Origin of the sequence: Dyadobacter sp., assembly GCF_017744695.1 — a bacterium.
GTDB lineage: Bacteria > Bacteroidota > Bacteroidia > Cytophagales > Spirosomataceae > Dyadobacter.
Genome location: NZ_JAGIAS010000003.1, coordinates 452,454 through 471,196, shown reverse-complemented (window position 1 = coordinate 471,196; position 18,743 = coordinate 452,454). Strand labels below are relative to the sequence as shown.

Annotated in this window: 20 protein-coding genes; 7 read left to right on the top strand and 13 right to left on the bottom strand. The window is 51.2% G+C overall.

The window, feature by feature from the left end; all coding sequences use genetic code 11:
* The first annotated feature begins 15 nt into the window (after window positions 1–15).
* Entirely contained in the window at window positions 16–372 is a 357-nt protein-coding gene (locus J7619_RS14100) for an ArsC family reductase (RefSeq protein ID WP_291199257.1), read from the top strand.
* On the opposite strand, the gene J7619_RS14095 is transcribed toward J7619_RS14100, so the two are convergent.
* Window positions 365–1,591, bottom strand: a complete 1,227-nt coding sequence (locus J7619_RS14095; protein ID WP_291199255.1) for a THUMP-like domain-containing protein — start codon at window positions 1,589–1,591, stop codon at window positions 365–367. The genes J7619_RS14100 and J7619_RS14095 overlap by 8 nt on opposite strands.
* A gap of 246 nt (window positions 1,592–1,837) precedes the next feature.
* On the opposite strand from J7619_RS14095, the gene acs reads away from it, so the two are divergent.
* Window positions 1,838–3,727: an acetate--CoA ligase gene (gene acs, locus J7619_RS14090; RefSeq protein ID WP_291199253.1), complete on the top strand. Its 1,890-nt coding sequence runs from the start codon at window positions 1,838–1,840 to the stop codon at window positions 3,725–3,727.
* A 272-nt stretch (window positions 3,728–3,999) separates the two neighbouring features.
* Here acs and J7619_RS14085 read toward each other — a convergent pair whose 3' ends face one another.
* The 6 genes from J7619_RS14085 to J7619_RS14060 all read right to left on the bottom strand — a co-directional run bounded on the left by J7619_RS14085 (window position 4,000) and on the right by J7619_RS14060 (window position 7,839).
* Entirely contained in the window at window positions 4,000–4,155 is a 156-nt protein-coding gene (locus J7619_RS14085; RefSeq protein WP_291199251.1) for a FeoB-associated Cys-rich membrane protein, read from the bottom strand.
* Window positions 4,156–4,172: 17 nt separating this feature from the next.
* Entirely contained in the window at window positions 4,173–4,709 is a 537-nt protein-coding gene (locus J7619_RS14080; RefSeq protein WP_291199249.1) for a YfiT family bacillithiol transferase, read from the bottom strand.
* A 213-nt stretch (window positions 4,710–4,922) separates the two neighbouring features.
* Entirely contained in the window at window positions 4,923–5,717 is a 795-nt protein-coding gene (locus J7619_RS14075; RefSeq protein ID WP_291199247.1) for an inositol monophosphatase family protein, read from the bottom strand.
* Window positions 5,683–6,912, bottom strand: coding sequence for a DUF4105 domain-containing protein (locus J7619_RS14070; RefSeq protein WP_291199245.1), 1,230 nt, complete (start codon window positions 6,910–6,912; stop codon window positions 5,683–5,685). The genes J7619_RS14075 and J7619_RS14070 overlap by 35 nt, the downstream gene beginning before the upstream one ends.
* A complete protein-coding gene (gene rsmI / locus J7619_RS14065) occupies window positions 6,902–7,606 on the bottom strand; it encodes a 16S rRNA (cytidine(1402)-2'-O)-methyltransferase (protein ID WP_291199243.1) in 705 nt (234 codons plus the stop codon). Before rsmI ends, J7619_RS14070 begins: the two co-directional genes overlap by 11 nt.
* Complete coding sequence (locus tag J7619_RS14060; protein WP_291199241.1) at window positions 7,603–7,839, bottom strand: 4a-hydroxytetrahydrobiopterin dehydratase; 237 nt, start codon at window positions 7,837–7,839, stop codon at window positions 7,603–7,605. The genes rsmI and J7619_RS14060 overlap by 4 nt, the downstream gene beginning before the upstream one ends.
* 266 nt (window positions 7,840–8,105) lie before the next feature.
* Between J7619_RS14060 and J7619_RS14055 the strand changes: the two genes are divergently transcribed.
* From J7619_RS14055 to J7619_RS14045, 3 genes are read left to right on the top strand one after another with little or no spacing between them, the layout of a single operon-like run.
* Window positions 8,106–8,534: an OsmC family protein gene (locus J7619_RS14055; RefSeq protein ID WP_291199239.1), complete on the top strand. Its 429-nt coding sequence runs from the start codon at window positions 8,106–8,108 to the stop codon at window positions 8,532–8,534.
* 5 nt (window positions 8,535–8,539) lie between these two features.
* Window positions 8,540–9,361, top strand: coding sequence for a thymidylate synthase (locus J7619_RS14050; protein ID WP_291199237.1), 822 nt, complete (start codon window positions 8,540–8,542; stop codon window positions 9,359–9,361).
* A 13-nt stretch (window positions 9,362–9,374) separates the two neighbouring features.
* Window positions 9,375–9,983 (top strand): trimeric intracellular cation channel family protein, encoded by a 609-nt coding sequence (locus tag J7619_RS14045; protein WP_291199235.1) that lies wholly within the window; start codon window positions 9,375–9,377, stop codon window positions 9,981–9,983.
* Between the two features lie 98 nt (window positions 9,984–10,081).
* On the opposite strand, the gene J7619_RS14040 is transcribed toward J7619_RS14045, so the two are convergent.
* Complete coding sequence (locus tag J7619_RS14040) at window positions 10,082–10,987, bottom strand: DUF2911 domain-containing protein (RefSeq protein ID WP_291199233.1); 906 nt, start codon at window positions 10,985–10,987, stop codon at window positions 10,082–10,084.
* Window positions 10,988–11,064: 77 nt separating this feature from the next.
* Between J7619_RS14040 and J7619_RS14035 the strand changes: the two genes are divergently transcribed.
* A complete protein-coding gene (locus J7619_RS14035; RefSeq protein WP_291199231.1) occupies window positions 11,065–11,604 on the top strand; it encodes an NUDIX hydrolase in 540 nt (179 codons plus the stop codon).
* On the opposite strand, the gene J7619_RS14030 is transcribed toward J7619_RS14035, so the two are convergent.
* The 5 genes from J7619_RS14030 to J7619_RS14010 all read right to left on the bottom strand — a co-directional run bounded on the left by J7619_RS14030 (window position 11,591) and on the right by J7619_RS14010 (window position 17,550).
* Complete coding sequence (locus J7619_RS14030) at window positions 11,591–13,255, bottom strand: S8 family peptidase (protein ID WP_291199229.1); 1,665 nt, start codon at window positions 13,253–13,255, stop codon at window positions 11,591–11,593. The two genes, J7619_RS14035 and J7619_RS14030, sit on opposite strands and share 14 nt — an antisense overlap.
* Window positions 13,256–13,339: 84 nt before the next feature.
* A complete protein-coding gene (locus J7619_RS14025) occupies window positions 13,340–14,935 on the bottom strand; it encodes an FMN-binding glutamate synthase family protein (protein ID WP_291199227.1) in 1,596 nt (531 codons plus the stop codon).
* 24 nt (window positions 14,936–14,959) lie between these two features.
* Window positions 14,960–16,195: a 3-phosphoshikimate 1-carboxyvinyltransferase gene (locus tag J7619_RS14020; RefSeq protein ID WP_291199225.1), complete on the bottom strand. Its 1,236-nt coding sequence runs from the start codon at window positions 16,193–16,195 to the stop codon at window positions 14,960–14,962.
* A 29-nt stretch (window positions 16,196–16,224) separates the two neighbouring features.
* On the bottom strand, window positions 16,225–16,839 hold the full coding sequence (locus J7619_RS14015) for a hypothetical protein (protein ID WP_291199223.1): 615 nt from the start codon (window positions 16,837–16,839) through the stop codon (window positions 16,225–16,227).
* Between the two features lie 87 nt (window positions 16,840–16,926).
* Window positions 16,927–17,550, bottom strand: coding sequence for a DUF502 domain-containing protein (locus J7619_RS14010; protein ID WP_291199222.1), 624 nt, complete (start codon window positions 17,548–17,550; stop codon window positions 16,927–16,929).
* Between the two features lie 68 nt (window positions 17,551–17,618).
* On the opposite strand from J7619_RS14010, the gene J7619_RS14005 reads away from it, so the two are divergent.
* Window positions 17,619–18,698: an Ldh family oxidoreductase gene (locus tag J7619_RS14005; protein ID WP_291199221.1), complete on the top strand. Its 1,080-nt coding sequence runs from the start codon at window positions 17,619–17,621 to the stop codon at window positions 18,696–18,698.
* Window positions 18,699–18,743: the final 45 nt, after the last annotated feature.

Below are 18,743 nucleotides of genomic sequence, written 5' to 3'. Positions count from 1 at the left end.
TCAGAGTAAATTTTTATGTTGACCCTTTACGGAATCCCGAATTGCGATACCATTAAGAAAGCCCGCACCTGGCTCGATAAAAATAAGGTGGCTTACCAGTTTTACGATTACAGAAAAGACGGGATCAGTCCGGAAAAAGTGAGCAGTTGGTTCAGCGAATTCCCGTGGGATAAGGTCCTGAATAAGGCTTCCACCACCTGGAAAGAGCTTAGCGAAGAAGAAAAAGCGACGGTAACCGATGCCCAATCGGCCGCAAAATTGCTGTCGTCAAACCCTACTGCTATTAAACGCCCGGTGATCGAAGACGAAAACGGCAAGGCGCTGACGTTGGGGTACAATGAAAAAATCTACGAAGAGACCTATCTCAAATAGGTTTCACACAAACGATCACAACTTTCGATTGATCGGCAAGGGTGGTGGCGAACAGGTAATGATCGCCACCATCTTTGATTTTCCACTTCTTCCTTAATTCTTCCGGTTTGGCAGGGAAATTGCGGGCGGTAATGTTGGCCTTATCGCCGGGAAGGTGTTGCAAAATCTCCCGGATATCGGGCTTGCAGACAGCCAGGATTTTAAAACTGCGGCCGGGGAACTCACCTACGTAATCTTCCGAAGTATAAAGCTGGCTATGCATCGCCAGTTTCTGTACGTCGAACCGCGTACAGAGTGTTTTGAATGCGCCGGCTTTCAGTACCGCGGCATGGGGTTCATACAAATAGCCCAGCGGTTTGGAATAACGCACTAATGCATTCCGCTCTTCTTCGCGGTCGAAATCAAGCTGGTGAATGGGCTGTCCGGCCGCGTCGATAATGCGGACTTTAATCTCGAAATCCTGCTCCGGCATTTCGCGGTCGAGTACGAAAAGCAGTTCCTTGCATTCCTGCTCGTAACCTATGACGTGTACTTCTTTGAGCTTTTGAAGCTCTTTTGAAGCGAGATCGATGTCGAGCAGGGGAGAAGTTTTGATGAGAATATGAGGGGCTGCATTTAGAAGCAACCCCATATTTCCGGCGACGTCCGGTGTGCAATCGGCCAACCGCACTACTTTTTCCTTGTTGGCGTCGCGGCGGGCTGGGTCTGCGTAGAGCCAGTCGGCCTTTAAACCATCCTGCAATGCATGCAACGACTCGCCTTCGTGTACGTGTATCCGCGACGCGCCCAGCTGCGCGAAGTTGTACGCAGCAGCGGCAGCGACTGCGAGTTGCTGTTCAAAATAATGGGTTTCCCCGAAGCGGCGACTCATGTAATAACAATCGATGCCCATCCCGCCGGTGATATCGATCAGCGTGTTTCCGGAAACAATGCCGGCCTTGTAATGCGCAGTGGCTTCTGATGAGCATTGTTCGACCGACAGGGCGGGCGGGAAGATCAGGTTTTCATTAGCCGACCATTCCGGCAGTTTTTTCAGCGCTTTCTGCCGTGACTGAATCTGTGCCGCGAGCTTTTTTACATCCAGGCCTTTGAATTTGCCGGCTTTCAGGATCAGCTCACCGGGATTGTGGTGCAAATGTTCGCGGATAAATGCGATCTCAGTCTCCGTTAATCCATTGTGTTCGTTACCTTCCGCAGCCATTTCTTGCCCTTTGCTCATTTGTTCAATTAGTTCGAAGCCCGAAAGTACATCTTTTTGACCAGCGAGGGCAATAGTTGCGCTTTTGGGACGGAATTTGAAATATTATTAGATGATAACAATTGCCGATTTTCTGCTATCGGTTGATTATCAATAAAATGGTCTTCAAGTGTCCGCAATACAGTTTCTGCGCAAGTAGGACTAACCAAATGAAAATTATAACTTCACAGCCCAATCCTAAATTTCCTGTTAAAACCTTTATTTATCATGAGAATTAAGACCTTTGAAGAGTACAAGGTTGCTTACCAACAAAGTGTAGACGATCCCGAAGGTTTCTGGGCGGAAGTAGCCCAACAATTTCAATGGCGTAAACCGTGGAAGAAAGTGCTTAGCTGGGACTTTCAGGAAGCGCGTACAAAATGGTTCGAAGGCGGTGTAATGAACATCACCGAGAATGCCCTCGACCGTCACCTTGCCGAGCGCGGCGATCAGCCTGCGATTATCTGGGAGCCTAACAACCCCGAAGATCAGGCGGTGACGCTTACTTACCATGTATTGTTTGAACAGGTTTGCCGTTTCGCCAATGTGCTTAAAAAGCATGGCGTGAAAAAAGGGGACCGCATTTGTATATATCTGCCGATGGTGCCCGAGCTGGCTATTGCCGTGCTCGCCTGCGCACGCATCGGAGCAGTTCATTCGGTGGTTTTCGGTGGGTTCTCTGCCAAATCCATTGCGGATCGCATCAACGACGCCGAATGTTCGATGGTGATCACTTCCGACGGCGCATTCCGCGGCTCGAAGGTGATCCCGATGAAGGATACCGTGGACGAGGCGCTGGTACAATGCTCGACCGTGCAGAAGGTGATCGTACTTACGCGTACACGCACCCCGGTGCATATGCTCAAAGGCCGTGACCTGTGGTGGGAAGATGAGGTGAAACAGGTAAATTCAGTGTGCCCCGCCGAACCGATGGACGCCGAGGATATGCTATTCATTCTTTACACTTCCGGTTCGACTGGCAAGCCCAAAGGCGTGGTGCATACTTGCGGCGGTTACATGGTGTACGCGACGTACACATTCGCGAATGTATTCCAATATGAGCAAGGCGAGGTACATTTCTGTACCGCCGATATCGGTTGGATCACCGGTCACAGCTACATCGTATACGGCCCGCTGTGCTACGGAGCTACTTCCGTGGTATTCGAAGGTGTTCCTACCTACCCGGATGCAAGCCGTTTCTGGAAAATCGTTGAAAGACATAAAGTGAATATCCTTTACACAGCCCCGACGGCCATCCGCTCGCTGATGGGCTTCGGTCTGGATTATGTAAAAGGACATGATTTCTCTTCTTTGAAAAAACTGGGTTCCGTAGGGGAGCCGATCAACGAGGAAGCATGGCATTGGTACAAAACCAATATTGGCGGTGATCGCTGTCCGCTCGTTGACACCTGGTGGCAGACCGAAAACGGCGGTATCATGATTTCCCCGCTGGCAGGCGTCACGCCTGAGAAGCCAACATTCGCTACATTGCCATTGCCGGGTATCCAGCCTGTGCTGGTGGATGAAAGCGGCAATGAAATCGAAGGGAACGGCGTAAGCGGTAACCTTTGTATCAAATTCCCGTGGCCGGGCATTATCCGTACCACCTACGGCGACCACGAGCGCTGCCGCCAGACCTACTTCTCGACCTATCCCGGAAAGTATTTCACCGGCGACGGCTGCTTGCGTGACGAGGATGGATATTACCGCATTACCGGCCGCGTCGACGACGTGCTGAATGTTTCCGGACACCGTATCGGAACCGCGGAAGTGGAGAATGCGATCAATATGCACCTCGGTGTGGTGGAATCCGCAGTTGTGGGTTATCCGCACGATATCAAAGGCCAGGGTATTTACGCTTACGTGATCACGGAGCACACGCCTGAGGATCCTGAAATGTTCCGTAAAGACATTTCGGCGACTGTTTCCCGTATCATTGGGCCGATCGCGAAGCCCGATAAGGTTCAGTTCGTATCCGGTTTGCCAAAAACACGTTCGGGCAAGATCATGCGCCGTATTCTGAGAAAGATTTCGGAAGGGGATGTGAGCAACCTGGGCGATACTTCGACTTTGCTCGATCCTGCGGTTGTGGAGGAGATCAAGTCAGGTGCATTATAGGATTTTCGATATTTGATGTTTGACAGGAGGCCCCGCTGGGGCCTTTTGTTGTTTTAGGACGCCTCAGTTTCTAGAAACAGGAGATGCCTCCGGCATCGTTTTTGGGATAGTGTTTGATCGCGTGACGTTCCCGCAGTCCCCTCAATTGGTATGCGCAGACACAACCGCCGAGCGGTTCCCTGTTTGTAGCATCAGCGGAATGGCGAATAAAAAAGGCCCCAGCGGGGCCTCCTGCGTTTCAAAACAGACCTTCGTCCATTTTAAAACAAACGTTATTTGATTTTAACCGAATGCACTTTATCCGCAGCGCAGCCACAACCTTTGGCGCATCCGCCGCTGTTACGCCGGTCGAATGCTTTCCAGATCCGCCAGCCCATATAGCCCGCCGCGATCAGAAATAATGCCCAAATAATGATTTGCTGCTCCATGGTTGTTTAACCGTATTTTACTGCCAATTGTTCCGCTGGGCCAGCCTGAATGCGTGTTGATAATGATGCTCGCTATGCCACGCGTAGTTGGCGATTACCTCGTCCAGGCGGAACGACTTTTGAGAGCCCGGATGGAAATAGGTCCGCGCCAGATCGTTTTCATCGAGGGAATTGAGAAGCAACACCCAGCGTAAATGCACGTAACGCAACAGTTGCAGCGATAATTCGACCTGTGCAGTTTTGGCATCCGGCAATTCTGCCCATAAATGTTCCTCGTAAGGCTTGATCGTCGGATTATCTTCTGTCAATGCCAGCCTGCAACGGGTATAGGCATTAATATGGCTGTCGGCCACATGGTGGATTAACTGGCGCACCGTCCAGCCATCAGGCCGGTAGGGGGTATCGAGGCGATGGTCATCCCAATTGCCGAGCAGGTTGATAAACTTTGAAGGCAATGCGCTGATAATCTGAATATTTGATTTGACTTCAGCGGGTGTGTAGCTTTCTTGCGATCGATATTTACCGATGGGGAAGCGGAGTTCGTTTAGGTCCATGGTGCGGGGGATGTTGAATGATTGAATGATTGAATGATTGAATGATTGAATGAGTGAATGAGTGAATGGGGATAGTCAAGTGTGGTCAGAATGGGTCATGTATTGTATGCCAATATTCCGTCATCGACCTTCTGACTATTTCTGGATCTTCTGACTACTTCCTGACTATTCTTGACCTCCTGACTACTTCCTAACTTCCTGCCTTGCCGGCGTTCAGAAGTTTTCGCTTATGACCTGAACGAGCTCGGGGTGCGCGCCGGGTGCTGCAGCGATAATGTCACCTCCGAAAAGGTAATTGTCGCCGCCATTGAAATCCGTTACAATACCGCCTGCTTCCTTGATGAGCAATGTTCCAGCGGCCATATCCCAGGAATTCAGATTGTATTCGTAAAAACCGTCGAAGCGGCCTGCTGCCACATAGGCGAGATCAACTGCGGCTGCCCCCATACGACGGATGCCGTGCGTTTTTTGCATCAGCAGTTCGAGGATATACATGTAGCGTTTCTGTTTCTCGAAGCGGTAATACGGGAAGCCTGTGGCTACCAGAGCGTCGGCCAGTTGCGGCACTGTCGATATTTTGATGTTCTTTCCATTGCACCATGCGCCGCCGCCTTGCCATCCGTAAAACATTTCATTCAGACTGGGTTCGTGGATCACGCCCAGCAGCAGCTCTTTTCCGCGCGCGAGGCCCACGCTTACGCAGTAGACAGGAATGCCGTGGATGAAGTTGGTCGTGCCGTCCAGCGGGTCGATGATCCAGTTCAATGCGGCAGGATCGGGCTCCTGGCCGGTGGTGCCTTCCTCGGTAATAAAGCTGGCTTCCGGCAAAATTTCCTGCAAGCCGGCTACAAGGAGCTTTTCGGCTTCCTTGTCCACATAGGAAACGAGATTGTTGAGGTCTTTGTACTCGATTTTGTCACGAGAAAAAAGGGCAGCTTCCTGCTGGATAAATGAGGACGCCTGCCTTACTATTTCAATGGTTTTTTGTGTCAGCAACTCCAGATCCATACGCAATTTCCTTTTGGGGAATTTTTGAAAGTGAATTGTTAATATAGTAAACCCTGATGATCAGCATCGCCAGGATGGGAATTAACACCAGATTATGCTTTGCGAGATTACCCGTCGCGCAAAGTAAGAGGAATGCATAAAAAATCAACAGAAATTGAAACCAGCTGGGTTTTCGTTTTCTTGAAAGCGAGAAAATGAGCGGCATCCAAAGCGGAAATGCCCACAGTACATCATAATTCCAACTCGTCACGCCGTGGTTGGTACCGAACCATAGCAATAGCAAAATCCAGCCTGCAATACCCGCAATACCGAACAACACCTTGTCGAATACAAAATTGATGTTGTTGGCCTTGATTTGCCAGTAGGTAAATGCCAGTGTCAGGATCGCCAGCGACCAGAATACCTCGGTAGGCGTTAGGGGGCTTGGCGGCGGAAATGGGGTAGCAGTAAATATGGGACGGGTAGATGAAACAAGCGGCGCGGTACCGGTAGCGGTTTTTACTTTCGCATCGGCAAATGCGGCGGCGAGGTTATCGGGCAGGAAAGTGGCTTGTTCGGGTGTCGCAATTTCGTCGGACGGTGCGCCTATGGCCAGGTCCATGCCAAAATCGGCCCAGGGGTTTTGCTTAAATGCATACAGATCAATCCACTGGCGGAAGCTCCGTTTCTCTTTGGTATAACCATTGTAAATCAGGCTGTCGCCCATAGCCGCTTTCAATGCGACGGTCATGCGGGTAGCACAATTGTCGTAAAAGAATTTATACTGATATTCGCGGTTCTCCGGTAGGTAGTTGTTCTCGAGAAAATTGTAAAGTCTTTGCTTTTGGGGGACCGAAAGATTCAAAACCTGCTCGGAAATAGAGCGGTTTTCTTCCTGATAGTGCGCAACCTGATAGGAGAGTGGTGATACAGAGAGGCTGTAAGGCAATGTACCTCTCAGGAATTTAATGTAAAAATTACCCTCCTGAAAACTGAATGTACCGTAATTGAATGCCCGGTCGACACCTGTCATGGGGTCGTAAACCCAAAGTACGCTATGCCCGAAACCGGAATAGAGCTCCGTTCCCGGGGCCACGGTTACCAGACTGATTTTGGCGGAAGGGCTTAGGGTTCCAAACTGCGCCGAGGAAGCGAACGGCATGGTAAGCCAGAAAAGGCAGATTAATAGGGCTAATCTTAAATGTTCAATCCTCATCTTCGTCGTTGGATTTTTTCTTTTCGTCGGCCTTGCCAGCCACCACGATCACAATTTCGCCTTTTACAGGCTTGTCGCCAAAATGCGCAATGGCTTCCGTGATAGTCCCGCGTACATTTTCTTCAAACATTTTGCTTAATTCCCTCGACACGGAGACCTGCCTGTCGGGCCCGAAATGCTCGGCGAATTGCTGCAACGCTTTCACCAGACGGTGCGGCGATTCGTAGAAAACCATTGTGCGTTCTTCGCCGGCCAGGTTTTGCAGGCGTGTTTGCCTTCCTTTTTTATGGGGTAAAAAACCCTCGAACGTAAACCGGTCGCTCGGCAGGCCGGAATTGACCAACGCGGGCACGAATGCGGTAGGCCCGGGCAGGCATTCTACGGGTACGCCCTCGCGAATGCAGGCGCGCACGAGCAGGAAGCCCGGGTCGGACACGGCGGGTGTGCCGGCGTCGGATACGAGCGCCATCGTCTCGCCCTTGCGGATGCGCTCCACCACGCGCGCGACGGTCTGGTGCTCGTTATGAATGTGATAGCTTTGCAAAGGCTTGGAAATGCCCAGGTGTTTGAGGAGGTTCCCCGATGTACGGGTATCTTCCGCCAGGACCGCATCAACGCTTTTCAGCACGTTGATAGCCCTTAATGTAATGTCTTCGAGGTTGCCGATCGGCGTGGGTACTATGTAAAGTTTCATGCGTTATAAATCCGGTCGATCGCCGCGGCCAGCTTATGGTCCTTTTCGGTTACGGTGTCGCCGGCATCGTGGGTATTCAATTCAAAACTGACCTTGTTATACATATTGGTCCAGTACGGATGATGGTCCATTTCGTTCACAACATCGGCCACTTTGTTCATAAAAGCAAAAGCTGTACGGAAATCCTTGAACGAAAAGCTTTTTTTGAGTTTATTGTCTTCTTCCTGCCACATGGTTTCTGTTATTTTGATGTGCTGTTTTTTGCCAAAATACTTATGCCAACCATGTTCTACCAACTGGTTTCCGGAAACGAATATAATGTTAATCTGGCCGATTCCATACCGATCGAGTATATTTGAACTTTGGCCGGTAGCAAAGGCGTTAGGGATTGTGTGCGGCGGATGAGCTGGTCGGCCAGAGGCCTCCGCATAGCGGGCACGAAGCGGGAGCTTCGCGCCATTCATTTAATTAAAGACAGCCTCCGAAAGAGGCAACCATTATGAAAGTAGAACTAGTCCGCGTAGATGACGCCTTCCATTTCGAAGGCACAGGTTCCTCCGAAGTAAAAGTGCATACCGACGGCTCGCCTGAAATCGGTGGCCAGAACCTCGGCGTGAGGCCGATGGAGCTGTTGCTGATGGGCCTGGCAAGTTGCAGCGCCATCGATGTGGTGCTGATCCTCAAAAAACAGCGCCAGGAGATTACCGATTTTCGCATCGTTGCCGATGGCGACCGCGAACAGGAGCCGGATACCCAGCGCAAGCCGTTCCGGAAGATACACCTTACATTCAAATTTGCGGGCGTCAACCTCGACGAGGCTAAGATCCAGCGTGCAATCGGCCTTTCGATGGAGAAATACTGCTCCGCAACCGCTCAACTGGAAGCGCTGGCGACCATTACTTACGACGTTGAAATCGCCTCAGCTTAAATAATATGCGACAATATCAAGACCTGCTGCGCCACATACTGAAAGAGGGTGTCAGGAAAACCGACCGGACGGGCACCGGCACCATCAGCGTGTTCGGCTACCAGATGCGTTTCGACCTCAAAAAAGGGTTCCCGCTGGTGACGACCAAGAAGGTGCATACCAAATCGATCATCCATGAGCTGTTGTGGTTTTTGCAGGGGGATACCAACATCGGTTACCTCAAGGAACACGGCGTGTCGATCTGGGACGAGTGGGCCGACGAGAATGGCGACCTGGGACCGGTTTATGGCAAGCAATGGCGGAGCTGGGCAGGCCCGGACGGAAAATCGGTGGACCAGTTGCAGGAAGTTTTGAAACAACTCAAAACCTCGCCCGACTCACGCCGTATCATCGTTTCGGCGTGGAACCCGGCGGAGTTGCCGCAAATGAAGCTGCATCCCTGTCATGCATTGTTCCAGTTTTATGTGGCGCCGCCCGATACGGAGGCTGGTGAAACGAAAGGCAAACTTTCCTGCCAGCTCTACCAGCGTAGCGCGGATGTTTTCCTCGGCGTGCCATTCAATATTGCCAGCTATGCATTGCTGACGATGATGATCGCCCGCGAATGCGACTTCGATCTGGGCGATTTCGTCTGGACCGGTGGTGATACCCATATTTACCTGAACCATTTGGAGCAGGTAGAAACGCAGCTCAGTCGCGAGCCGCGCGAATTGCCACAAATGGTACTGAACCCGGAAGTGAAGAATGTGCTGGATTTCCGTTTTGAGGATTTCGAACTCCGGAATTACAACCCATGGCCGGGTATCAAGGCCCCGGTAGCGGTGTAATATTCGTCGCGGGATGAGTATTCAATACATATTAGAAATCGTCGGGACGTTCGCATTCGCGATCTCCGGCGCATTGGCTGTGAAGGATCAAAAGCATCAGGATTGGTTTGGTGCGAGCTTCACAGCCTTTATTTCGTCCATTGGGGGCGGTACGCTACGCGACGTGCTGCTGGATAGTTACCCGCTGGTGTGGATCAGTGATATCACGATCATCCACGCCATTATCCTGGGTATAATTGTCACATTTGTTTTTTACAAATTCCTGCTCAGGCTGCGAAAAACGCTGTTCCTGTTCGATACCTTCGGAATAGCGCTATTTACATTGGTAGGGACTGAAAAGGCCTTGCATTTGGGCGTACGACCGGAGATTGCTGTGATAATGGGCGTTTTTACCGCTACCATGGGCGGCGTGATTCGCGATGTGATGACGAACGAAATCCCGATCATTTACCGCAAAGAGGTTTACGCGACCGCGTGCTTTACGGGCGCGTGCGTGTACCTGATCCTGGACAAGCTAGGTGTCGAGCGGAATACGACATTCATTATTTCGGCTATTGTCATCATCGTGCTCCGCATTCTGGCAGTGCGTAATGGATGGAGTGTTCCCCGGTTTTTCAGGTAAAAAATTTGAATGTCACGCTGAGCGGAGTCGAAGCGCGGTACCGCAACGGCCTTCGACTACGCTCAGGCTGACAATCTAATCACATCATTCTCTCAATATTATTTCTTCTTCTTTTTAACGGTCGAAACAGCCTCTTTCACCGGTGCGGCTTTGGCCTGCATTTCGGCGATGGTTTTTTCAACTTGCGGCTTGTAGAAGTTGTAAGCACCGTCGGGAGCGGCTGCACCTACTGTCAATGCTTTTTGCGCTACGGGGATCGCTTCTGCGGTTTTGCCCAGTTTATTCAAAATCTGCGCTTTAGTCCACAACGCGCCGAATGATTCTTTCAAACCGATGGCCTTATCAGCCAACGACAATGCTACCTGTAAATCTTTGCCTTTTGAAAGCATATAAGCAGCTGTGCTTTGCAATGTGGCTACGTCCTCCGGTTTCTCGGCCACGGCTTTATTCAAAGCTGTCATTGTAAGTGACTCCGTGCTCACGGCAAGGGGAACGGGGATATTTACCGATGACCAGGAGAGGTTCAGGAACGCAGTGCTGTCGGTTACCGGCTCGATTTCGATTTTGAATGCTTCTGTATATTCGCTGGATGTAGGGACTACCATTGTACGCGCAACGTCCTCCGATTCTTTATACGCGTCGGTACCGCCCTGCTCATAGTTTTTATTCAAAATAACCGTCCAGGCAGTGCCATTCGGGATCGAAAACAATGCATATTTTCCGGCAGGTACTTTTTTTCCGCCGAATGTGAATTCGGTGCTGGCTTCGAAAACGGTGGCCATATTCGCGCCGGTACGCCAGATCTGGTCATACGGAGCGAGTGCGGAGCCATCGGCGAATACCTTGCGGCCTTTGATGAAGGGGCGGGAATATTTGACAGTGAAATCGGTTACACCTACGGTCTGCATTACTGTGGCTGCGGGGCTGGGTGCAGGCACGCGCTGTGCCATTGTGCTGGTCGCCAATAGGGCAGCGAGGGACATGGATAATAGATACTTTTTCATCGCTTGAATAAGGTGGTTTATTACTTTCAGTTGTTAAACTTGTGGTGAAATTAGAACGAAAAAACCAGATAGTCTAAATGAATAGGGACAGTTTGCTCGCATTGCTCGCCTCCTACGAACCAGAGCAAGGCTTAGAGGCTGAAATGCATCATGATACGGTCGATTTTGTGAAACAGCACCCCGAGTGTTTCGAACGCAGCCTGTTGAAAGGGCATATTACGGCCTCCGGATGGGTGCTTTCGCCGGATAAAAACGAGGTACTCCTCATGCACCACCGCAAGCTCGATCGTTGGTTCCAGCCTGGCGGCCATTGCGATGGCGATCCGGATGTACGGGAAGTGGCAATGAAAGAAGTAATGGAGGAAACCGGTATCACCGACCTGCAAGCATTGAAAGACGGGATTTTCGATGTCGACGTACATTTAATTCCCGCCAACAAGGAAGTTCCCGAGCATTACCATTACGACGTACGTTTTGCATTCAAAGCCACCGAGGGGCAGGAAATCGTATTGAACAGCGAATCGAAAGACGTGCAATGGGTGCCTATCTCCCAGGTTCAGCATTCGAACGACTCCGAGTCGATTATGCGGATGGTCAGAAAGACTAGCGCTTTATAAATTTCAACGTTCTTTCCTGGTTATCCACTTTGAGTCGGACCAGATAGAGCCCGGATGCCAACCGGCTGGTTGCAATGGTATGTTTGGCAGCCAGTCGTGTGTTTGCCGAGTGCATCGTTGCACCGTTTGCCGCGTATAGGCTGAGGTTGGCTGTTTTTCCGATGAGCGTTTGGGGAATGCTCAGCGTCACTTCATCCTGCGCCGGGTTGGGCGAAAGAATAACAGAAGCCAGGAACTCGCCTTCGGTACCCAGCGGGGCAAACTCGTTTTGAGCGATTTCCTGTGCTTTAATCAGATTGGGGACGCCATAGCCGAGCAAGTTGTCGGGCGTTGCAGCCAGGTGCCCCGACTTTTTCAATACATAAATTACTTGCTGTGCGGTCAAATTCGGAAATGCCTGCCAGAGTATCGTTGCCACACCAGCGATTTGCGGGGCTGAAAATGAGGTGCCGTAACCGCTGGATGCGCCGCCGCTCAGGTCGCCGATGATGGCTCCGGCGCCTACCGCCGAGACGTCCGGTTTCCGGACGCCTGCGGAGTTAGGCCCCACCGAACTCAACGAGGCGTAGCTACGATCGTAGTTGGTCGCCCCAACCGTCAGTACCGAATCCACATCAGCCGGTGCACCTATGTAGTGCCAGCTGTCGTTCCCGTCGTTACCCGCCGAATTTACAACCAGGATCCCCTTGCGTGTTGCGTAGCGCGCAGCGCGGCTCACGATGGTCGTTTTACCGTCCATATCCTTGTAGGTATGGTTGTAGGCAGGGGAGTCGAATTCATCCTCGAATGTGGTATAGCCGAGCGAAGAGTTGATCACGTCCACTCCCAGGCTGTCGGCGCGTTCGGCAGCCATAAGCCAGGTGATTTCTTCATACGGTGATTCTCCCAGGTTGTTTTCAGTAACATACAACGCGAAAGATGCTTTGAATGCCGTACCAACCAATGTACCAGGCAGATAAGCGGCGATGGTCGACATCACATTCAGGCCGTGGAAGCCGTCATTGTAGATATTGTTGTCGCGCGCGACGAAATCGTGGGTGTCGACAATGCGTTTTTCATCGCGCAGCTGTTTGAAATAGGCTACTTCATCCCCTTTGGCAAAACCATTGTCGAGAATAGCTATGAGCATGTTTTCCCCCTGAAAGCCTTTTTTATGCATATCAGCCACTTCCATGAGGGCGAGCTGGTTATTCATTTTACCGTAATCGATATCGGCGGTTGTGCCGAGCTTCTGGTGCGTGGCTGCGGTGCGGGCAATGCCGGGCGATTTGGAAGTGATATTAGCCACCGGCAGGTTCAGCTCAATGCCTTTGTAAAATGGCAGCGTCTTGATCTGCGTGAGCTGCGCATCGGAGGCCTCCACCAATGCGCCATTAAACCAGCGGCTTGGGTAAATTACCTTCGCGCCAGTTTGGTTAATGGCAAACAGATAACCTTGGTTGACGGGAAGATCGTTTTCAGTAATAGCGATATTCTGCTTTTTACGTCGGTCGACGGATCTTTGGGATAGGAATTCAGTCGGCTTATCGACGGAATAGGTGCTATTGGCTTTGTCTTTAAACAGCACCAGGTACCTTGGGTTACTCTGTGCAAAAGCGGTTGCCTGAGCGAGAACGAATGAAAATGCAGTAAGCAGTAAAGTTTTTTTCATGGACGCGGTTTTTTGAAAGCAACGCTCATTGCTTCTTTTTCCATATACTTCTCCAAAGCCAAAAGTGTGGAGATTATCCTTCGGTTACACTACCTTTTCTCCCGGTATGTCGCGGCCTCCCAGGTGGTCGCATTCCAGCAATGCTTTGATGCCGGGATAGGGGACTACGGTTTTAAGGTAACCATAATTATCGGCCAGGGTAATGGTGCGGTTGTTGTCGCCCATCGAAATATCTATATCCTTCATTCCAAACTGGCAGGGGTGCTCATAGCCCGAGGCATGCGTGATTTCGATGATTTCTTTCGCCAGCGTGGTCATGTAGTTGCTGAAACGCTCGCTTTTCAATGCGGGATCAATGCCGGATTCCAGCCATTTGTTATTGGTAGCAATGCCGGTAGGACAGCGGTTAGTATGGCAGCTCTGCGCTTGAATGCAGCCGATGGAAAGCATGGCCTCGCGCGCCACATTGATAATATCGGCCCCCATGGCGAATGCCATTACAGCCTGCGCGGGCAGCCCTAGCTTACCGGAGGCAATGAAGGTGATCTTATCGTTCAGGTTATGTTTCTGGAAAATTTTGTAAACAGTGCTGAATGCGAACACGAGCGGCAGCGACACGTGGTCTGCAAATGAAGGAGGCGCTGCGCCTGTGCCACCTTCGCCGCCGTCAATGGTGATGAAGTCGGGCCCTTTGCCGGTTTCTACCATCAGGTCGGCCAGCTCTTCCCACATTTCCGTTTTGCCCACAGCTGATTTGATACCCACCGGCAGTCCGGTTTCCGCGGCCATTGCTTCAATGAAATCGATCATTTCGCGGACATTCGAGAATGCACTGTGGTAGGGAGGCGAAACGACATCTTTGCCGATCGGTACGCCGCGGATTTCAGCGATTTCTGCGGTGATTTTGCTGGCCGGCAGTACGCCTCCTTTACCTGGTTTGGCGCCTTGCGATAGTTTCAGCTCGATCATGCGTACGGTCGGATTCTCCCGCATCAGTTTCACCAGCTTTTCCATCACAAAATTCCCGTCATCGTCGCGTACGCCGAAATAGGAGGTACCCATATTGAAAACCACATCCGCACCATATTTGTGATACGGAGAAAGCCCGCCTTCGCCGGTATTATGGTAGTTCCCGAATTTGAACGAGCCTTTATTTAATGACTCAATGGCGCGTGCGGAAAGTGATCCGTAGCTCATGGCGCTCACGTTCACGACCGAGCGGGGGCGGTACGGGCGCTTGCGCTTGTGGTATTCGCCAATGACTTTGGCACTCGGAATGGTGTAATGATGGGGATCGTTACCATTTTTGACGTGGTGGCTGTGCGTAGAATCCACGCGGAATGGTAGCATGGAGGGCTTGATGAGCACATAACCCGCCTCCTGCATATTCTGGTCGGTACCGAAGCCCTGGTAGTTGTTCTCCTTTTTGGAGGAAGCGTAGATCCAGGAGCGCTGCCGGCGGTTGAAGGGCAGCTCCTCCCGGTTGTTGGCGACAATGTACTGGCGCAGTTCCGGCCCGATCGTTTCGATCATATAGCGGAAATGCCCCACCAATGGAAAGTTATGCTGAATGGTGTGCCTCTTTTGCAATACATCCCTGAGGGCGATAATGACGGCAATAGCCAGAATGATATAAAGCCACACAGGCACCGATGCCAGGAACGACCAGACAGTTTCCATAAACAATTCCAGATGGTGAATATTCTAAATTTCTTCCCAGGTAGTAACCTTCGCGAGGTCTTTCCAGTAACCAGGGTAGGATTTCACGACCACGCCGGGTTCTTCGATCAGGACATCGCTGACCATGCCTACGGGCGCGAACGCCATCGCCATACGGTGGTCGTCGTAGGTATGAATCGACGGTGCCGGATCGGTAGGGACGTCGGTGAGGGTCGTAACTTCGTACAGATGGTCTTTTTCAACCTCATTCAATTCGGCGCCCAGCTTTTTAAGTTCCTGCTGCAATGCGAAGATGCGGTCGGTTTCTTTGATTTTAAGGCTTTCGACACCCGTCAGCGACAAACGGATCTTTTTGACAGCGCAAACAACGGCTACGGTCTGGGCCAAATCAGGGCAGTTGGTGAAATCCCAGCCTAACGAGGCTTTCGCTGGTATTTTGCTCAAAAGCACACCGCGGTCGGTGAAAACACTTTCCACGCCCAGGTGACGCATAATGTCGACAATGGCGCTGTCGCCTTGCAACGAGTTTTTCTTCAATCCCAGCAATTCCACTTCAGCATCTTCGGCCAATGCCACAATGCTGTACCAGTAGCTCGCACCCGACCAGTCGGATTCGATCGCGTAAGGCTTGGGTTGGTATTTGAATGCGGGGATAGTTAATGTATTGTGCTCCCAGTCGGCGATGTATTCGATTCCAAAATGGGCCATCTGGTTCAAAGTCATTTCAATGTAGGGACGAGAGCCTACTTCACCTTCCAGTTTGATTTTCAAACCGGCCGGCAGCTGTGGCGCGATCATCAGCAAAGCCGAAATGTACTGGCTGCTTACGTCGCCACGCATCGTCAGTTCATTGTTCCCCGAATAGGTGAAACCATTCAGTTGAAGCGGCGGGTAGCCTTCCACTTTCTCATAGGTGATATCCGCCCCGAGCTTGCGCAACGCGTCCACGAGTATCCCGATCGGGCGCTCACACATGCGTGGCGTGCCGGTCATGGTTTTCTTTTGGCCCGTAACTGAAAAATAGGCTGTCAGAAAACGCATGGTCGTTCCTGCGTCGATCACGTCAGCGACAGCATCGCTGGAATTGAGCAGGCGGAGCATGGTCTGCGAATCGCGGGCTTCTGAAATATTAGTTAGCTCGGACTGGAAGCCGGTGAGCGCATTGATGATCAGCGCGCGGTTACATTCACTTTTGGATGCGGCAAGCTGTATTTCAGCACGTATGGGTTGTTGGGGGGGATGAACGAGAATGGATTTCACTTTTGAATATTCAGGTGTTATTTCAGCAATTAATAAGTTTCAAGCACTTTCAGCTTATTCCTCGAATTAATTTTCAGGGAAGCGAATGTGAATTTATAACAAATATACCCCGCAGCCATCAGCGAACCGCCTATGACGAGCGTGGAGGTGTCGGTCGTGTAACGTTTGTTATCCATGCCCTTGTTGAAGAAATCGGCCCCGATGAAGATCAAACCGGCCAGTGGAAGCAATGGAGCTGCCTGTGAAACGAAGGGGATCCTTCTGGAAACCTTCATCAGGCGAATGTCTTCGAGCAATATGCGCTGGTAATCCATCCGGCCAACAGCTTCATTGACTACCCCGATGGTAAATGCCGAGTCGTCTACGGAAGCTATTGTTTCGTTGAAGCGTATCGTTTCATTCTTCATCCGGAATTTGATATTGTCCCCCGGAAAGAAGCGGTACCGGTGGAAACCGCCGATAACGGGTGAAGCGTCGAGTACCAGATATTTTTGTCCCGGCGTGGCGATTACCCGGCTGCTGCTGCCCTGTTTCAGAAAGAGTTCTTCGCTGGAAAGGGTTTTTTTAGGGTCATAATGGTCTTGCGACCATGCTTTGATATTCCCCAGGAACAGCAAAACGACAATGGGAAGGAGTTGTCTCATAGTACTAAAAGAATGGTTCAAATATAGGGAATCATTCTCTTAAACGGGCACAACTGTTGCATTGTTGCTCATTAAAAACGGGTTAAACTAGTCGTCCTCAGCCGTTTCTTCCTTTGAAACCTTTACAGATACCCCTCCGGACACAAGCATCTTCATCACATCCGTCGCCTTGGCGTCGACAGGTGTTACATGCTCGGAAGGAACGATGAAAAGTTCGCCCGAAAGCGAATAGGAGAGTGGCATGTACACTGCCACATGGTCGGCGATTTTGAGGTGGCTGAGGTCGGTTTGCGTAATGAAACCGATCTTTTTAATATCCGTGTCCTTGTACATCGTCACCAGCACCGGCTGGTTGAACTTCTTTTTATCGCCGACAAATGCCAGAATCAGGTCCTTGATGGAGTAGTATATCAAACTCACCAGCGGAATACGGCGCATAATGCTTTCGGTGAATTTGAAAAACGACTGGGGGACGATCGTCGAGAAGAGGAAACCGAGCAGGATAATGCCGAAAATGATAATCAGCACGCCCAGGCCGGGCAAATACACCATCTGCTGGTTCGAGATCGGGATTTCGATGGGAAGGATATTGTCGAGGTATTCGACGCCCGACCAGATAATCAGGGCTGTCGCATATAACGGCGCCACCAGCACAAGCCCCCGGATGAAGTAGCTGATGATGCGTTTGAGGAATGAGTTTTTAATTTCCATATTTGCACGCCGGGCGCGCTGGTTGGCGGTACCGGCAAAATTAGCAAGAAGTTCATTATTTGACGTATATGTATCAGGCCAGTTATTTAAAACATTTTACTGAGCAGGTTTTTCTGGCAATAGGGTGCTCTCAGGAGGAGGCCCGACTGGCTTCCGAAGTGTTGGTCAGCGCGGATTTGCGCGGCGTGGATTCCCACGGGATTGCGCGTCTGGCAGGTTATGTAAGACTTTACGATCACGGGCGTCTGAACCCGAAGCCGAATGTGACCATCGCTTATGAAACGCCCAGTACCGCTGTCGTCGACGGCGACCGTGGCTTAGGGCTGGTAGTGGCGCCGAAGGCTATGGAAATAGCGATGGAAAAGGCGGAGAAAGTGGGTTCCGGCTGGGTATCGGTCCGGAATTCGAACCATTTCGGAATCGCCGGTTATCATGCCATGCTGGCGTTGGAAAAAGATATGATCGGCTGGACGATGACCAACGCTGCGCCGCTTGTCACCCCAACTTTTTCGCTGGATAAATTACTAGGCACAAACCCGATTGCGGTTGCAGTACCCGCATTGACGGAACCTGCCTTTGTGGCAGACTTTGCTTCGACGGCAGTGGCCTATGGGAAATTTGAAATATTGCAAAGAAAAGGCCTTCCTGCACCGCTGGGATGGGCACAGGACGCCGATGGCAACCCTACGACGGATTCCAATGCAGTGAAAAGCGGCGGTGGATTGCTGCCGTTGGGTTCCGACCGTGAACATGGTAGTCATAAAGGATATGGACTCGGGGCTATAGTGGATATTTTTTCCGGAGTGCTTTCAGGTGCTAACTTTGGGCCGTGGGTGCCGCCGTTCGCTACTGCCGGCTTCATGGGCGTGCAGCAGAGCGTGGGCCTTGGTACCGGGCATTTTGTGGGCGCCATGCGTGTGGATGGCTTCCGCCCGGCCGATGAGTTTAAGGCAGATATGGACAAATGGATCGGGGCATTCCGTCATGCGCGGGCTGTGGAAGGTGAAAAGGTGCTTATTCCCGGCGATCCCGAACGTGAAATGGAAGCTGAACGCAGCGTGAATGGTATCAAACTGCTCGAACCGGTAGTTTTGTCACTCGATGAGCTGGCGAAGCGTTTCGGCATACCATTTGAAATCAACTTGTAAAAAAAGAAAAACAAAAAAGCTGACGGCCGACCGCCGACGGCTGAC

Bases quoted from the DNA above. Each gene is read 5' to 3' on its own strand.
- J7619_RS14100 (WP_291199257.1), top strand. From the start codon at position 16: ATGTTGACCCTTTACGGAATCCCGAATTGCGATACCATTAAGAAAGCC.
- J7619_RS14095 (WP_291199255.1), bottom strand. From the start codon at position 1,591: ATGAGCAAAGGGCAAGAAATGGCTGCGGAAGGTAACGAACACAATGGA.
- acs (WP_291199253.1), top strand. From the start codon at position 1,838: ATGAGAATTAAGACCTTTGAAGAGTACAAGGTTGCTTACCAACAAAGT.
- J7619_RS14085 (WP_291199251.1), bottom strand. From the start codon at position 4,155: ATGGAGCAGCAAATCATTATTTGGGCATTATTTCTGATCGCGGCGGGC.
- J7619_RS14080 (WP_291199249.1), bottom strand. From the start codon at position 4,709: ATGGACCTAAACGAACTCCGCTTCCCCATCGGTAAATATCGATCGCAA.
- J7619_RS14075 (WP_291199247.1), bottom strand. From the start codon at position 5,717: ATGGATCTGGAGTTGCTGACACAAAAAACCATTGAAATAGTAAGGCAG.
- J7619_RS14070 (WP_291199245.1), bottom strand. From the start codon at position 6,912: ATGAGGATTGAACATTTAAGATTAGCCCTATTAATCTGCCTTTTCTGG.
- rsmI (WP_291199243.1), bottom strand. From the start codon at position 7,606: ATGAAACTTTACATAGTACCCACGCCGATCGGCAACCTCGAAGACATT.
- J7619_RS14060 (WP_291199241.1), bottom strand. From the start codon at position 7,839: ATGTGGCAGGAAGAAGACAATAAACTCAAAAAAAGCTTTTCGTTCAAG.
- J7619_RS14055 (WP_291199239.1), top strand. From the start codon at position 8,106: ATGAAAGTAGAACTAGTCCGCGTAGATGACGCCTTCCATTTCGAAGGC.
- J7619_RS14050 (WP_291199237.1), top strand. From the start codon at position 8,540: ATGCGACAATATCAAGACCTGCTGCGCCACATACTGAAAGAGGGTGTC.
- J7619_RS14045 (WP_291199235.1), top strand. From the start codon at position 9,375: ATGAGTATTCAATACATATTAGAAATCGTCGGGACGTTCGCATTCGCG.
- J7619_RS14040 (WP_291199233.1), bottom strand. From the start codon at position 10,987: ATGAAAAAGTATCTATTATCCATGTCCCTCGCTGCCCTATTGGCGACC.
- J7619_RS14035 (WP_291199231.1), top strand. From the start codon at position 11,065: ATGAATAGGGACAGTTTGCTCGCATTGCTCGCCTCCTACGAACCAGAG.
- J7619_RS14030 (WP_291199229.1), bottom strand. From the start codon at position 13,255: ATGAAAAAAACTTTACTGCTTACTGCATTTTCATTCGTTCTCGCTCAG.
- J7619_RS14025 (WP_291199227.1), bottom strand. From the start codon at position 14,935: ATGGAAACTGTCTGGTCGTTCCTGGCATCGGTGCCTGTGTGGCTTTAT.
- J7619_RS14015 (WP_291199223.1), bottom strand. From the start codon at position 16,839: ATGAGACAACTCCTTCCCATTGTCGTTTTGCTGTTCCTGGGGAATATC.
- J7619_RS14010 (WP_291199222.1), bottom strand. From the start codon at position 17,550: ATGGAAATTAAAAACTCATTCCTCAAACGCATCATCAGCTACTTCATC.
- J7619_RS14005 (WP_291199221.1), top strand. From the start codon at position 17,619: ATGTATCAGGCCAGTTATTTAAAACATTTTACTGAGCAGGTTTTTCTG.